The organism is Hazenella coriacea (assembly GCF_004341825.1).
Taxonomy (GTDB): Bacteria; Bacillota; Bacilli; order Thermoactinomycetales; family Thermoactinomycetaceae; genus Hazenella; species Hazenella coriacea.
Genome location: NZ_SMAG01000002.1, coordinates 328,782 through 342,993 on the forward strand (window position 1 = coordinate 328,782; position 14,212 = coordinate 342,993).

Here is a 14,212-nt window from a genome sequence, read left to right on the forward strand (position 1 = left end):
TTTACCGAATCTTTCTTGGCGGAAGAGGTTGTTGATGTGTTTCCCTCTTAAAAGGAAAACGAGATTTTTTCATAGCTTCACCCCCTTTCAACCAGGGGATGAGCCACCCGACACAGCATCTGCGATCCTGCCGTCCAATAGGGAGTATAGTATGAACAAAAAATTCTGTCTATATATATACTTGTTTTAATTTAAAATAAATATACAGTAATAAAATAGATCTAATTCAGTACGAAACAGATCATAATCTTTTGAAGAGATGTGATTTCATGTGTTTAGATGTAAATGAAGCTGTAAATCTGGAGTCGTGAGGACCGAGGAAGTAGATGAGAGCCAGAGAAAACTAACTTTAAAACTTGGATTGGATGAGTATAAGTAATTCATTGAAAAAATACAAGAATATTATATAATATTCTTGGCGAAGGGGGACTGAGAATACTCAGAACCCCTCCCCCGTTGGACGGAAGGTGCACCATGTAGGTGGCATCCCCGTCGGGTAGTCTAACCCTTCACCAGGACTTTGTGAGAGTGCAGTGTCGGGTTAGAAAAGGTTGTAGATCGCCCTCACGGTTTGGTTGAGGGTGATCTTTTTCGTTACAATCATGAGTATATAAAAATATATATACATAAATATTTTTATATTGAAAGAAAAGTGGTGATTTAAACAGTGTCGAGTTATGTAGAAAAAACAAATACTGGGCCTGACCGAAAGAATGAGATTGGGTTTATCATAAAAGTACTCTTCACTATGCTTTTTTTTATACCCGTCATTTTTGCAATAGTAATAATTGTTGCGGGAAATAGATTTAGATGGCATCCGTGGCGGCTTTTTACTGTTGGGACATTATTATTAATCTTGGCAGGTATATTTGGATATATTCAAATGTATATGTATGCTTTGTTCACAATTATAAAATTCCTACGGACCGATTTAAAAATGTTATCTGAAAAAAAATCGCCGAAGTAAGCTTCGATCCATTCATTCAATTTCTTCCAAATGCTATAGTAGATATGTTGCCTGCTTCCATTGGCTTTGGAATATTATTAGGAGGAATTGGTCTATGGTTGGTAATTCATAGACCTGAATTTTTGAGATTACCTCTTAAACAACCAGTCGAAAGAACCAAAGAGAAGGTACATATCAGTAGCAAAGTAAAGCTTCCAACTGTACATAATGGTGTAGCACTTGGAGTTAGTATAGATGGGTCTCCAGTTTTACTACATGATGAAGAACTTAATATGCATGCTTTTATTTGTGGATCAACAGGTACTGGCAAAACGAATACGTTACTCGTTATATTAGAAAGTGCCATTCGGCGAGGAAAGCCTGTGATTGTTGTGGATGGTAAAGGCGATCCCGGCTTGATAAAGGATTTAGAAGAGCTATCTCAAAGATATGATCGCCGTTTTCAGAAATTCTCATATAGAGATCATACACACTATAATCCGTTTCGTCATGGTGATGCTACTGAATTAAAAGATAAGCTAGTGGCAATTGAAGAATGGTCGGAACCCTACTATAAACGTGCAGCAGAAAGATACCTTCAATTAGTATTTCGTGTTCTAAAGCTATTAGATATGCAAATAGATTTAATAGAAGTTCAAAAAATGCTAGATAGTAAACGACTTATGCAAGCTGTTAAGAAGCTAAAGATTGATAAAGAAGAAGCAAATGATATGAAGAACTATATTAACGGGTTGGATGCAGGTCATAAAAATGCAATTGAGGGATTAAAAGACCGTCTTGCACTTATTACAGAAAGTGATATTGGACCCTTGTTTAAAGATGATGAAGATACCATTGACTTATTAGAAGCTGTTAAAGATAAACGAGTAGTCATCATGTCTCTTTCAGGACTCAGCCACTCGTCCTTTACTCCAGCGTTAGGAGCTATGATTGTAGAGGACTTAAAAACGGTGGCAGCATCAATGGGAGCAGTAGAAAAAGAAGATTATATTTATGTCGTTTTAGATGAATTTAATTTGTTTGCAGGTGAACAAGTAGTTAATATGATTAATAAAAGTCGATCAGCAGGATTTTGTTGCCTGATCGCTACTCAAGAACTAGCTGACTTAGCTACTGCTGGAGGACAAGAACTAGTGGCACAAGTCATAGGAAATACGAATGTAAAGATCGTCCACCGACAAGATGTACCAAGCTCTGCGGAATATATGGCAGAAGTAGTAGGAACTAAAAAAATCTATGAAAAGACTTTAATGACAGAGGAGTCTCTTTTGGGTAAAAGACCTACATTGAAAGGAGCAGTGAAAGAAGGAGAGGAATTTATTGTTCATCCTAACATATTGAAGAATTTAGGTAGGGGAGAAGCAGTGGTAATTAAAAAGATTCCAGAAACAACTGTCGATAAAACGAGTATTCGTTTAGCTGAATTGTAAATTCTTTAGATGAGTTATAGTAGTATTTATAGACTGTAGTTAGAATGACTGAAACTACAGTCTATAATATAAAATTAGGGAAAAGGGAGTTCTTTTTAGAGGATATTTAGATCAGCATTAGAATTACAATAAAGCTAATTACTCCCAGAGCGGTAAGAATTCCTTGATATATTAACTTTACCTTATCAAGTTGAAATTGTTTTACATTCATTAATTTAATGTGTGCTAATTTTTCTTTTTCTAGTTCAAACTGTTTGTCTAAATTAAGCTCTTCGAGATGAAGTTGTTCTATTTCTAATTTTATCTTCTCGAGATTAAGTTGCTCTATTTCAGATTTTATCTTTTCAAGACGAAATTGTCCCTCCTTTATATTAGGGCTGATTTTTTTTTGCTCATCCATAATAAACCACCTCCTATCAAATTATAGATTGATTTTGTTAGGTTATTCATTAAGTAGAAAGGGTTAAGGGAAGGTTCGTTTTTATATGATATCTAGAAATATCATTAAAATTACAAAGCAGTTAATCATTATCCAAGTAGTAAGTACAAATTGAGATGTCAATCTTTTCTTTTCTACTCGAAGTCGTTTTTCATCTAATTCTTTAGTATGTATTAACTTTTCTTGATCTAGTTCCATTTTTTTTTCTAAATGGAGATTGTGGTGACGAAGTTGTTCTATTTTTAATTTGAGTATTTCGATGCGAAGCTGTCCTATTTTTAATTTAAGTATTTCGTTGCTAAGTTGTTCTTCTTTTATACTATGGTCGATTTGCTTTTGCTCATCCAAAGTTGACACCCCCCATAATAATTAAAGCCAGCTCTAAGAAGTGGGGTTTGGGAGACTTACACTATTTAGGTCTACAGGGGAAAAGGGAGTTCTTTTAGAAGATATTTAGATTAGCATTAGAGTTACAATAAATCCAAACACTCCCAGAGCAGTAAGAATGCCTTGATAAGTTAACTTTGCTTGATCAAGTTGAAATTGTTTTTCATTCATTAATACAGTATGTGCAAATTCTTCTTTTTCAAGTTCAACCTGTTTTTGAAAATTAAGTTCCTTTAGATGAAGTTGTTTTCTTTCTAACTTTATTTTTTCGAGATCAAGTTGCTCTATTTCAGATTGTATCTTTTCACGACGAAGTTGTTCTTCTTTTATATTAAGGTCGATTTGTTTTTGTTCATCCAAAGTTGACCACCCCCATTATAATATAAGATTGACTTTAGGTAATTAAAGAAAACGAGAGTAAGAAGTTAAATTTAAAAAGGTATTCACCTAGAACCTATTTTATCAATTTTAACACTATTCAACCAGTGGACATTATTAATTAATTGTTGTATAATTAATGTTGTCACTAACTAAGTGACCAGCTCTAAATAGTGGGGTTTGGGAGACTTACACTATTTAGATCATAACCAGAGTACCAGTACTCAAAAATACCTAGGCTTTTGCCTAGGTATTTTTGTTTTATGTAAAGGTAATGAGTCTAATCTTCATTGGGGTTCTTGAAGACGCTAGGCATCTTCAAGAACATTAACATACCAGATTAGGGAGACTACATCATCAATCTAATCATAACCACAGTACCAGTACCAATAATGGTACTGATTATCCCAAGCAAACCCAACCAAAACTTTATCTTGAGTTTTTTACGATCTTGCTTTTTCCGATGTCGCAACTTACGGTACTCCAGAACCAGTTTTTCATGATCCTGCTTTTCCCGATGTCGCAACTCCATAAGCTTCAACTCTTTTTCATGTCGCAACTTATGGTACTCAAGAACCAGTTTTTCATGATCCTGCTTTTCTTGATGTCGCAACTCCAAAAGTTTCAACTCTTTTTCATGTTTTAGCTTATGGTACTCAAGAACCAGTTTCTCATGGTCGATGTTGTTGTGACTGTTGTTAGACTTAGACATTACCTCACCTCCTCCCCCCTATACCAAACTGTAAAATGACTATCTGGTATAGAGCGAAGGAGGTGAGTGATGATATATAGAGTCCCATCTGTATGTCAAAATGAGGTATAAACCTCATTACTAATATACCAAAAAAAATATATCTTTCAAGCATTAATATAATTTAATTTCATAGAATAAATGAATAAGATATAGAAATATAAATAGAATAATAATGGAATAAAACTGGGAATAGTAAAACAAGTAGACAAAATTAGTTTTTACTATTCTGAGATTGTCAGGTATAGATTTTAGAAGAAGTTAACAAAGACTAAGATCTGTAAGTATGTATTTATACTTTTTATGAGGGAGTTTTTTATCTTACAGTTACTGGTTAATAGATCATGAAATTAAAATAAGGAATGTTTGCAAATTAACTTAATTTAAATTTAGTAACCAAACAAAGGAAGAGAAATTCCATGGAAATCAAAGAGATTCAAGACCACTTAGATAACATCAGAACATCCAAAGATCTATGGAATGAATTTGCATATGTGAAAAATGAGGAAGCCTATTTTGAAGATGAAAACTACCTAAAAAGATATGCTCTGGCGATCGAACTTCAGTATCATTGGACTCCAGATGATCAAGAGCTTGTCAGATTTTTAATGAAAAACGAAGTGGAGAGCCAGTGGTATGATGGTTGGCAAGGGATTGGTCCATCACTGGTCTTGATCTCCTACTTACTTACGAAATCTAAAAATCCCGAAAATGTTTGGCTATTTGAAGAAGCCAAATGGGCTAATTTTGATACCTATTGTGGATATGATAGTGAATTTATATTTTCAGCGGGTGTAGCAGCTACATGTAAATATCTCGAAAATCATGAGATCTCTGAAGAGGATCATCCATATCTATTTAAAATGAAAGATGAACTTCAGACGATCTATACAGAAAAAGAGATTGATGAATTTTTAAAAGAATGAACAAAACATTTCCTTCTAAAATCGAAGGTCAAGATCTAATGACCTTATTTGAGAGAGCCGTTGATTTTGGAGAGCGAGAGGAAGGTGAAAAAATATTTGAGTTACTGGAGAAGAGTGGGAAATCAAATGCTCAATACCTTTCTTCTTGCGCCGGGGATCTTAAAAATTATGATAAGGCCATTCACTATCAGATTGAACATATTAAAAGTGTAGATGATCCATGGAGAAAGACCTTTTCGGTTCATCATCTTGCAGAGTTGTATGGTTTAAATGGTGATTATATCAAGGTATGGGAAACGGCGAATCAATGGTATATGTTACTTGATGAAGAAGACCAAACAAATCAATTAGAAACTTGGTTTGATATCAGTCTGGGACTTTTTGAGAAAAATAAAAGAAAACTTGCTCTGAGAAGCTTTCGAAAAGGGGAAAAGCTACTGAAAAGAGCCAATCCAAGTCTCAATCTTCTTGAAAAAGTGAATTTTTGTTGCGAGAAGCTTAATCTCCCCAACAAACAAAAGAACTATTACAGAAGATTGATGGAAGAGAAGCAAAAAAGAATACAAGAGGAGTTTGGGGACTAAAGGGTGATGGTTGAAGTTACTTTCATAATTATAAAGATTCTGAGTCTAAAGCATCTAATAAAGAAGAATAAAATGACCATACCTTACAGGATGGTCATTTCTCATATAAATAGACATCAAGGAGACCACCTCAATGAATCAAAATGTAGGAAAATTTATCCATCCCCTAGCTTTCGGGCTCATCGGGTTGATCTTTTATCAAGGTGAGAGAGCGATGTTCACGATGATTGCCGTGGGGGTTCTAATCGGTTGGTCTATAGATGAATGTCTCCATCATTTAGAGAGTAAGAATATCTTCCGGACTCCAACCCTTTTGAATTATAAATGGGTAAAAGCAATCATTTCTATACCCATCATGCTCTTTTCGATTCTAGCTAGTTTGGGTGTTATGTTTACCATGTTTCTACATCTAATTGCTGAAGATCGATTGATTAAGGAGATCTTTTCTCCTGATGGTGCTTATACGATTCAGATCTATGAGCCTGTTGGAATGATGCCTGATTACTCCAGCTATGTAGATGTCGTGTTTAACGATGAGTTACGTGATTCAAGAAGAATCTATTGGCAAGGGTATAGTCAGGATTTGAATGTAGTTTGGGTAAGTGAAGATATGGTAGATGTGAATGGAAGAAAGTTAAATGTATACAAGGATGCTTATAAAGAGAGCGGAGAGGATATTCCAGACTCTACACCTGAACCTCCCTTCTTTTCAGGATTTCATTATTCGGGTCAAAGCCCACATTGGAATGTTACTCTTTCTCCAGATGGGGAGGATGATTATAAAAATATAAAGCTTGAATATAGAGGAACAGATCCAGAAACTGTCCAAAATGTGCATCTTAACTTTAAACTAAGTGTTGTGCACCGATTTCTAGTGTTATTATAATCCCATCTTATGGTGTAACCCTTTATGAAAAAGGTCCTAGTAATCAGATCGACCAGACAGATGATAGGATAACCATTTCCATTTAACTTGAGGTAGGGGCTTGGATGTTTACCACTACTTAACTTACGCCAGTCCTTACAATAGCTTCACAAATTTCTAGGTGATGTGGAAAGGCTTCTAATGATTATCCGTCAGTATCAAAAATTGAATAAATAATCTTCCATTGATTGCGTGGTTTGCATAGTATTCTTTTTTTGTAGAGACTGTTCCCCTGGCATTGATCGGCTTCAATGATTGTACTTCGAACAAAGTTGCTTCCTCCTATAATAATGGACAATGATTATATGTGCTTGGTCCATCTGATCTCCTTCTATGTTGTCTCTTATTTGAATCATCATCTTCAGTACATACTAAAAATAAAAAGGTAGCGATGAATGATGGATATGCAAATGACGATGCAACAGTTGATGGATCAACAAAAGCCCTTCTCTTTCACGCCCAATGAAAATCCTCTCATGCAAGAGTATATAAGATTTTATGGACTTGATTTCCCACAAGTAGAACATCTCTATGGTTATATCCCTTGTTGTAATGAACAGATCTTTTTGCAATCGTTTCGACCTGTTGAATCGAGAGGAACCGTTTTATTACTCCATGGCTATTTGGAGCATGCGGGGGTATTGAAACATGTGATATTCTTTTTATTAGAACACTCTTATCAGGTGATTACATTTGATTGGCAGGGGCATGGTTTGTCTAGCGGAGAACGAGCTAGTGTGAGTCAATTTGCTGAGTATTTGTGTGTATTTGAACAGATCTATAAGGAGATCATTCCGTCATTGACAGATTCACGGATTCATGTGATCGCTCATAGTACAGGAGGTGCTGTTGCCCTCGATTATATGTTGAATCATTCATCTGATTTTGATCGGGTTGTTTTATTGGCCCCATTGGTTCGTTCATACATGTGGCATGCATCTAAAATTGGCTTTTACTTGGGGCATCGCTGGATCAAAGAAGTTCAAAGAGTCAATCGTCATACTCATGAAGAGTATGCAAATTTTATTCAAATGGATCCTTTGCAAAACGATAAAGTCCCTTTGACTTGGGTTCAAGCTTTATTTGATTGGTATAAAGAGGTTCAGTCGGCGACCCCATCCAATCGGGAATTGCTAATTATTCAGGGAAATCAAGATAAAACAGTTGATTGGAAGTATAATATTCGTTTTTTTCAAGAAAAATTTCCCGAGAGCCGTATTGAAATTGTTAAAGGTGGTGGACATCAGTTATTCAATGATACGCAATCTACCATTGAACAAACCTTGGATTTCATCCATGATTACTTAAAATAACATTTCTTTTTATCAGTAGTGTCGAAATACCCATAGTTAGGAGTCGATGTTTCGCTCGAAATGACTTTGGACTGATCTTTAGAGGAACCCTTTGATGAAGGAAAAAAGGAGGCAAATTTTCCTTGAGATGCTTCAATGCCTTTTGCCTCCTCCCTAACTAGTACTACATAAAATGAGGTGTGAGATGAAAAAGATAAAATTATATTGTTTTCCCTATGCGGGAAGTTCAGCATCTATGTATTTACAATGGAAAAAACATTTAAATTCAGTAGAAGTATGTCCTGTGGAGTTAGGGGGGAGAGGAAGAAGATTTTCGGAACCCCTCTTCAAAGACCTTGATTTGATCGTGGAAGATGTCTATATGCAGATGAGAGAAGAAATTGATCAAACGCCATATGCCTTATTTGGTCATAGTTTGGGAAGCTTAATCGTGGATCGGCTAGCAATCAAGATTTTGGAAAAGGGTCACACTCCTCCACAAATCCTGTTCTTTTCAGGGAGGAAGCCCCCTCATTTACCCGCAGATCAAATTCGCCATCATTTATCAGATGATGAATTAAAGAAAGAACTGATTCAAATGGGTGGAGTACAACCCGATTTATTTGAAAATGAGGAATTATACCATTTGTTTGCCCCTATTATTCGTGCTGATCTACAGGCGGCTGAGACATACGATCATACAGAGCCACGGATTCCATTTGATATCGATTTGGTAATTCTTAATGGCTTGAATGACCACTTGGTCAAAATCGAAACGGTTGAAGATTGGCGTGACTATACAACTACAACCTGTCATATTCATCATTTTAATGGTGGGCACTTTTTTATTCGTGAGTGTGAGCAGGAAGTGCTTCAAGTGGTCCAAGAAGCACTTCAAGCAAAAATGGAGAAGTTCCAGCATGATTTCAGATTGACTTGAACCAGCTAGAAGTTGTCCCCGTACTTGATTAAATCCAGTACGGGGATTTGTTTTTTTGAAGTAACAAGCAAGTTGATGAATTAATTACAACCAGATATTGATTTAATATGAAAAATCAGAATATAATAGTATTACCATCCTCATTTGCTACACTCCCCAATTGTTGCTTTTTAGTAAAGCGGAATGTCCACTATTCAGTAATAAAATGTAAATATATATAAGATTAAGAGAACATTATATAATGATTATTTACAATAAAATGTTATATCTGTATATTGGATAGTGGTGGCAATGGGTAGTGTCGAAGATTTAAGCTCTAGACTTAGTCTGTATTGATACTACTTAAATGGCAATCTACTTCAAAATGGTTTGTTCTTAGTAGGGGGTACAAATAGATTCATGAATCGTACTTTAGTTAAGTTTGTATGTGGAATCGGTGTACTTGTCATCAGCTACTTAATTTTCATACAATTCTTTGGATTTGTCAAAGTAGTAGGATCCAGTATGTCCCCAAACTTAGATGATGGCGAGATTGTGGTAATGAAAAAAGCTCAGGGAGTAGAGAGGGGAGAGATCATTTTCTTTAGAAGTGAAAATTATAACTATATTAAGCGAGTGATTGGTCTTCCAGGAGATCGATTGGATCTGAAAGGAGGGAGAGTCTATCTTAATGGTTCCCTACTTGAGGAGAGGTATCTGGGGCAGTTGGATCAAATAGAGATTGAATCCATTCATGTTCCCAAAGACCATCTATTTGTTTTAGGAGATGATCGTCTGAACAGTATTGATAGTCGTCATTTTGGATTTATTCCCATCAAAAATGTTGAAGGCATTATTTTGCAATAAGAAAAGGTGAACAACATGAGCTTGGAAACGATTGTGGCTGTGTTTAGACAGCCTCGAGAAGAAATGCATTCCTTGTTCTATTCGGATTCTCGTAAGCAAAGGTATCTAATTATTAGTTTATTTGGTCTAGCCTTATCTTTTGACATTGCAGTAGGTTTGCATCTAGGGGATCAGCTAGATCTTTGGACTATACTAGGAATTTGTTTGGTCATAGGTCCTTTATTGGGGATTCTTTACTCTTTTATATTATCTGGCTTCATCCATTTATGCTCTAAGATCTTCGGTGGACAGGCAGACTGGGATCAGTCACAAAAAATTATTGTGTACTCCAGTTTAATTTATTCACTTAAAAACCTGGTTGTATTGGTTAAGCTTCTATTTTTCAGAGAAGAAACTTTTGCATCAACTACATACATAGCTAATAGCGGCATTTTATTTACAACTATGTTCATATTTCTATTGCTGATGGAAGTTCTTCTTCTCATTTACTACTATGTGACGCTAGTGGTTTTTGTTTCAGAGAGTAATGACTTATCTATTGCTATTTCGTTATTAACGGTTGTGCTTGTGATGTTGCTGATTACTTTACCTTTCGTTTTGTTTAATTTACTAACTTAGCTCTTTGTTTACGAAAGGAGTAGCTAATGAAACTTTTAAAACAATTGTATAGTCCGAAGAGTCTGAGCCGACGCGGTTCTAGTACGATGGAGTACATTATCATTATTGCTGCGGCTGTGATCTTAGCAGGAATTATCTATGTGTATATTTCTAGTGATGGTGGAATAAACACAACAGTTCAGAATAAAGTAGAACAGGCTCTTGATGGAAAAGCAACGGTGAGTGAGGGGACTCAAGGTCCAGGTGGATCAAATGGTTCGCCTAATGGTTCATCTCCGAACTCGGGTACAGATGGAAAGTCTGGAGATGACTGGGGGAAATTACCTGGGTACCTAGATCCGAAACTGAAGGATCGTCTGCCAACCCTAATTCCAGGATTAGACTTATCCAAACAACTTGAAAAAATAGGAGAATTGGTAGGCGGTATTAAAGAAGGGTGTGCAGCTGCTGAAGGTGATTGTCCGAACGGAGCAGTGAAGACAATCAAGGATCAAAAAGATCCAGCTAACGAACGCACCTATACTCCAACTCCTGAACGTCCTTATGGTAAACTAGAAGATGTAAAGATCACGGATAAACAATATGCAATCTTCTCCCAATTTGCATATGATGACTTTGAGCCGGGTCCGAATACTCCGATCGATCCGAAATTTTTAGAAAAGCATCTAGGAAAAGGTTGGGAAGAGGACATCGAACATCGCTATACAGATAAAAATGGTTTCCAAGCCAAGGTGTTTATCAATAAGGAAACAAAAGAAGCAGTTGTTGCTTTCCGAGGAACGGATGATTGGAAAGATATCGCCATTGATGTAGCCCAAGTCTCACAAGGTTGGTTGACAAGCCAGCATAAAAGCGTAGATAAAATGATGGAAACCTTGATGAAAGATCCAAGGTATAAAGATTATCAATTTACCTCAACGGGTCACTCTTTAGGTGGTAATTTGTCTATGTATGCAGGCGTAAAATATAATATGCCAACAGTAACATTTAACGGACCTGGCTATGACACTCCAAAGATGAAAGACGCTGTTTATTCAGACAAATATCATGACTTGATTCGAAATTACAATTTTGGAAAAGACCCAATTGGAGCCAATAACAACAAGCCTGGGTTAACCTACAATGTTAAAATTGGTAAGGACTACTCTAGAACGGTTGAACAACAAGATCATGTCAAATGGATCAATTATCGTCCGTTGAAAGGACTCTTTTCTTGGGGAGATCATGGTATTGGTAACTTCACAGGAATCACAGGAAGTGATCCACAAACAGATGCGAAAAAAATCGCTGATGAAAATCAAAAACGGAGAAACAATTCAATCATTGGTGATTTACCTGGACAATATGACAGAGACTACGAAAAAGCTTTAAAGAAGAAACAGAAAGAGTATGAAGATAGTCAAAAACGAGTGGACTCTATTTTTGGTCCAGATGGGAATATCCAAGGACGGTAATGATTGAATAAGGAGGTGCTCTTGTGCTTCATATGTTAACCAGTGGATTGCTATCCATTCTTTATCCCGGATTGGGACAGTTTTATGGTAAAAAGTATGTAAAAGGGATTATTTTCTTGATTGCAGGGTTGACCGTTGATTTGCTAAACCTAATGTCAGGAAACTATATCTATGAGTGGAGAATTCTCCTGTCACTCATTGCCGTCGTTGACGCAGTGTTAACAGCTCGGAAGTTGACCCAAACGGGAGAATTGGATGCTTTTCAACTTGATCGGAATAAATTACTCGCCTTTGTAGGGGCGTTTGTTATCATTGGATTTGTGGTGGTGTTCCCTATGTTTAATTATATTTCAGAAGCAAAGAATCCGACTCCTGGACCTCAGATTTCAGCTCCGTTGGACACAGAGATTCAAGAAGCAGCACTTATTTACCTAAAAGAGAAATACAACAAAGACTTTGTAGTGAAAAAAGCATTACAAAACACTTTAACTAATAGTCAAAACATCATAGTTACTCCAAAGGATGAACCAGATTTTCTTGTTTATGTAATCAGAGAAGGAAACACCTTTACGGATACTTTAGTTTCGGGAAGCTATTCCAAAGAGGCTGAAGCGAAAGTAAATGTAGCAGCCGACAAATACTTTAAAAAAGCTTGGAAGCCTGACATTCGGGTGGTAGTAGATTCAGAAGTGGAAGATCAATTGGTCAAAGATGGCAAGTTTCCTTCTTTTGAAGAACAAATGAAGTCTACCCCTGACAATGTGTCAGTAACTGTACAGATGGCAACATTGAGAGAGGATACAAATAACTTAAAATCAGATTTGAAACTCATGGAGCAGTTTATTCAAGAGTTGAAAGAGCAAGGATTCACGCAAGTTTCCTTAACGATTAGCAGTTATGATGCAAAGCCAATTAAAAAAATGACGAATCCACAACCTGGTCAAACAACATCGCCATATCGGTTGTATATGTTTGATACCTCATACAGTGACTTTAAAGCGATTGTTGAAGGAAAAGAGACAAATATTGAGAAGTATTTCTTTGTTCAAGAATAAAAGGAAAGCGCCGATGATCCCCATCGGCGCTTTTTTAATCAAAAACACCCTCATTGTTTCAGAGCGTGCCCATTTTATTCATATTCAACGCTAAATGACCAGTTTCCATCAGCCTTAATACTAAATGCATGGATTCCGTTGTTTTCTATTTCTTTGACTACAGAATCATCGTATTCGCCAATCTCATTCACAAGTAAGTTTTGCTGTCCATCCATATTCACGATGAAATTTTCTTTGCCATCATGTGTGAAATGTAGACGGACCTTTTTATTTTCCAGCTTCACAAATACTACATCGTCTTTACGACCTGTAAATTCATGGGGAGCTGTTTTTAGATCTTCGGGGGTGTTCTGGTCGATCTCAATACTCCATGATCCATCTGCTTCAATCTTAAAAGAGTAGATACCATCTTGATCAATCGTTATGAACCGTTTACCATCATAGCTACCATATTCATTAAATACATAATCCAAAGTTTCTCCCTTTTTATCTAATAATTTGACAACAAAAGGGCCATCTCCATAGTGATCAGCTTCTAAAATGGCAAAGCCTTTAGATAAGGTAACTGACTCAGTCATAGACTCTTTGCCGCTTAGTTCGATGACTTTCAACTTAGTTTCACTTTCAGCAATAGCGATCTCCCCGGCACTATTCGGTCCACCTAGAGTAAAGCTCTCTATCAAAAAAAAGGAAATAATTGATGCCACTAGACCAATGAGAAAGAGAAAAGAAAAAACACCTAACCCAACCCAAGCCCAAGTACGTTGCACTTTCGCAAAATGTTCTTCGCTTTGCCATTCTTTATTTTTCCACGCCCACTCTCCGCCTTTCGCTCCTAAAACAAAAGGCATCGCAAACCACCCAACAATAGGGACGAAAGTAAGGAAAGCAATCCATACATTGTTACCTATGCCCCAGATCCAGTTTAAAAAGAAAGCCCCCCAGTTCCACTTTTTAGCCACTGGAGGAATATCTTGAGTCGGTTCAGAAAAAGAGTAGTGATCTGTCTGCATCTCAATTCTCCTCACTAAAATTCATAATAAGTATATTATAAATAAATTTGGCATTATAAATCAAAAGATTAGTCAAATGATATAGAACTATTTTTAACCTAGATTTATTTTAATGAGCAGAATGAAAAAAGACTACATTATGCGTAGTCTCTTTTTACACCTCATCGTTATTTAATGGCAAGCTTCTTCTTATGGAATCAACTTGGC

Annotated in this window: 16 protein-coding genes; 10 read left to right on the plus strand and 6 right to left on the minus strand. The window is 36.3% G+C overall.

Annotation, left to right across the window (positions count from 1 at the left end; genetic code table 11):
* Positions 1–1,065: 1,065 nt before the first annotated feature.
* Positions 1,066–2,397: a type IV secretory system conjugative DNA transfer family protein gene (locus EDD58_RS04900; protein WP_165875799.1), complete on the plus strand. Its 1,332-nt coding sequence runs from the start codon at positions 1,066–1,068 to the stop codon at positions 2,395–2,397.
* Positions 2,398–2,503: 106 nt separating this feature from the next.
* Here the strand turns inward: EDD58_RS04900 and EDD58_RS04905 are convergent, their stop codons facing one another.
* The 4 genes from EDD58_RS04905 to EDD58_RS04920 form a co-directional block, all read right to left on the minus strand.
* The gene (locus EDD58_RS04905) at positions 2,504–2,797 is read right to left on the minus strand and encodes a hypothetical protein (protein WP_131923722.1); all 294 of its coding nucleotides are present in this window, start codon (positions 2,795–2,797) and stop codon (positions 2,504–2,506) included.
* 81 nt (positions 2,798–2,878) lie between these two features.
* Positions 2,879–3,184, minus strand: coding sequence for a hypothetical protein (locus tag EDD58_RS04910; RefSeq protein WP_131923723.1), 306 nt, complete (start codon positions 3,182–3,184; stop codon positions 2,879–2,881).
* Positions 3,185–3,289: 105 nt separating this feature from the next.
* Positions 3,290–3,583, minus strand: coding sequence for a hypothetical protein (locus EDD58_RS04915; RefSeq protein ID WP_131923724.1), 294 nt, complete (start codon positions 3,581–3,583; stop codon positions 3,290–3,292).
* A 367-nt stretch (positions 3,584–3,950) separates the two neighbouring features.
* The gene (locus EDD58_RS04920; RefSeq protein ID WP_131923725.1) at positions 3,951–4,313 is read right to left on the minus strand and encodes a hypothetical protein; all 363 of its coding nucleotides are present in this window, start codon (positions 4,311–4,313) and stop codon (positions 3,951–3,953) included.
* A gap of 458 nt (positions 4,314–4,771) precedes the next feature.
* Between EDD58_RS04920 and EDD58_RS04925 the strand changes: the two genes are divergently transcribed.
* The 3 genes from EDD58_RS04925 to EDD58_RS04935 all read left to right on the plus strand — a co-directional run bounded on the left by EDD58_RS04925 (position 4,772) and on the right by EDD58_RS04935 (position 6,748).
* On the plus strand, positions 4,772–5,278 hold the full coding sequence (locus EDD58_RS04925; protein ID WP_131923726.1) for a hypothetical protein: 507 nt from the start codon (positions 4,772–4,774) through the stop codon (positions 5,276–5,278).
* Positions 5,275–5,862 carry a hypothetical protein gene (locus EDD58_RS04930; protein ID WP_131923727.1) on the plus strand — a complete coding sequence of 196 codons (588 nt, stop codon included), beginning with the start codon at positions 5,275–5,277 and terminating at the stop codon, positions 5,860–5,862. Before EDD58_RS04925 ends, EDD58_RS04930 begins: the two co-directional genes overlap by 4 nt.
* Before the next feature lie 133 nt (positions 5,863–5,995).
* Positions 5,996–6,748 carry a DUF5412 family protein gene (locus EDD58_RS04935; RefSeq protein WP_131923728.1) on the plus strand — a complete coding sequence of 251 codons (753 nt, stop codon included), beginning with the start codon at positions 5,996–5,998 and terminating at the stop codon, positions 6,746–6,748.
* A gap of 177 nt (positions 6,749–6,925) precedes the next feature.
* Here the strand turns inward: EDD58_RS04935 and EDD58_RS15235 are convergent, their stop codons facing one another.
* A complete protein-coding gene (locus tag EDD58_RS15235) occupies positions 6,926–7,057 on the minus strand; it encodes a hypothetical protein (RefSeq protein WP_279389095.1) in 132 nt (43 codons plus the stop codon).
* A gap of 128 nt (positions 7,058–7,185) precedes the next feature.
* Between EDD58_RS15235 and EDD58_RS04940 the strand changes: the two genes are divergently transcribed.
* The 6 genes from EDD58_RS04940 to EDD58_RS04965 all read left to right on the plus strand — a co-directional run bounded on the left by EDD58_RS04940 (position 7,186) and on the right by EDD58_RS04965 (position 12,992).
* Entirely contained in the window at positions 7,186–8,100 is a 915-nt protein-coding gene (locus EDD58_RS04940) for an alpha/beta hydrolase (protein ID WP_165875800.1), read from the plus strand.
* Positions 8,101–8,284: 184 nt separating this feature from the next.
* Positions 8,285–9,019 carry a thioesterase II family protein gene (locus tag EDD58_RS04945; protein WP_165875801.1) on the plus strand — a complete coding sequence of 245 codons (735 nt, stop codon included), beginning with the start codon at positions 8,285–8,287 and terminating at the stop codon, positions 9,017–9,019.
* A gap of 399 nt (positions 9,020–9,418) precedes the next feature.
* On the plus strand, positions 9,419–9,865 hold the full coding sequence (lepB, locus tag EDD58_RS04950) for a signal peptidase I (RefSeq protein WP_131923731.1): 447 nt from the start codon (positions 9,419–9,421) through the stop codon (positions 9,863–9,865).
* 15 nt (positions 9,866–9,880) lie between these two features.
* A complete protein-coding gene (locus EDD58_RS04955; RefSeq protein ID WP_131923732.1) occupies positions 9,881–10,483 on the plus strand; it encodes a YIP1 family protein in 603 nt (200 codons plus the stop codon).
* 26 nt (positions 10,484–10,509) lie between these two features.
* Positions 10,510–11,937 carry a Tle-like phospholipase domain-containing protein gene (locus EDD58_RS04960; protein WP_131923733.1) on the plus strand — a complete coding sequence of 476 codons (1,428 nt, stop codon included), beginning with the start codon at positions 10,510–10,512 and terminating at the stop codon, positions 11,935–11,937.
* 23 nt (positions 11,938–11,960) lie between these two features.
* Positions 11,961–12,992, plus strand: a complete 1,032-nt coding sequence (locus EDD58_RS04965; RefSeq protein WP_131923734.1) for a hypothetical protein — start codon at positions 11,961–11,963, stop codon at positions 12,990–12,992.
* A 74-nt stretch (positions 12,993–13,066) separates the two neighbouring features.
* Here EDD58_RS04965 and EDD58_RS14995 read toward each other — a convergent pair whose 3' ends face one another.
* Positions 13,067–14,005: a hypothetical protein gene (locus EDD58_RS14995; protein ID WP_207903254.1), complete on the minus strand. Its 939-nt coding sequence runs from the start codon at positions 14,003–14,005 to the stop codon at positions 13,067–13,069.
* Between the last annotated feature and the right edge of the window lie 207 nt (positions 14,006–14,212).

What these genes read in the sequence shown, in the direction of transcription:
- EDD58_RS04905 (WP_131923722.1), bottom strand. Translation starts at nt 2,797, where the DNA reads ATGGATGAGCAAAAAAAAATCAGCCCTAATATAAAGGAGGGACAATTT.
- EDD58_RS04920 (WP_131923725.1), bottom strand. Translation starts at nt 4,313, where the DNA reads ATGTCTAAGTCTAACAACAGTCACAACAACATCGACCATGAGAAACTG.
- EDD58_RS04925 (WP_131923726.1), top strand. Translation starts at nt 4,772, where the DNA reads ATGGAAATCAAAGAGATTCAAGACCACTTAGATAACATCAGAACATCC.
- EDD58_RS04930 (WP_131923727.1), top strand. Translation starts at nt 5,275, where the DNA reads ATGAACAAAACATTTCCTTCTAAAATCGAAGGTCAAGATCTAATGACC.
- EDD58_RS04935 (WP_131923728.1), top strand. Translation starts at nt 5,996, where the DNA reads ATGAATCAAAATGTAGGAAAATTTATCCATCCCCTAGCTTTCGGGCTC.
- EDD58_RS04940 (WP_165875800.1), top strand. Translation starts at nt 7,186, where the DNA reads ATGGATATGCAAATGACGATGCAACAGTTGATGGATCAACAAAAGCCC.
- EDD58_RS04945 (WP_165875801.1), top strand. Translation starts at nt 8,285, where the DNA reads ATGAAAAAGATAAAATTATATTGTTTTCCCTATGCGGGAAGTTCAGCA.
- lepB (WP_131923731.1), top strand. Translation starts at nt 9,419, where the DNA reads ATGAATCGTACTTTAGTTAAGTTTGTATGTGGAATCGGTGTACTTGTC.
- EDD58_RS04955 (WP_131923732.1), top strand. Translation starts at nt 9,881, where the DNA reads ATGAGCTTGGAAACGATTGTGGCTGTGTTTAGACAGCCTCGAGAAGAA.
- EDD58_RS04960 (WP_131923733.1), top strand. Translation starts at nt 10,510, where the DNA reads ATGAAACTTTTAAAACAATTGTATAGTCCGAAGAGTCTGAGCCGACGC.
- EDD58_RS14995 (WP_207903254.1), bottom strand. Translation starts at nt 14,005, where the DNA reads ATGCAGACAGATCACTACTCTTTTTCTGAACCGACTCAAGATATTCCT.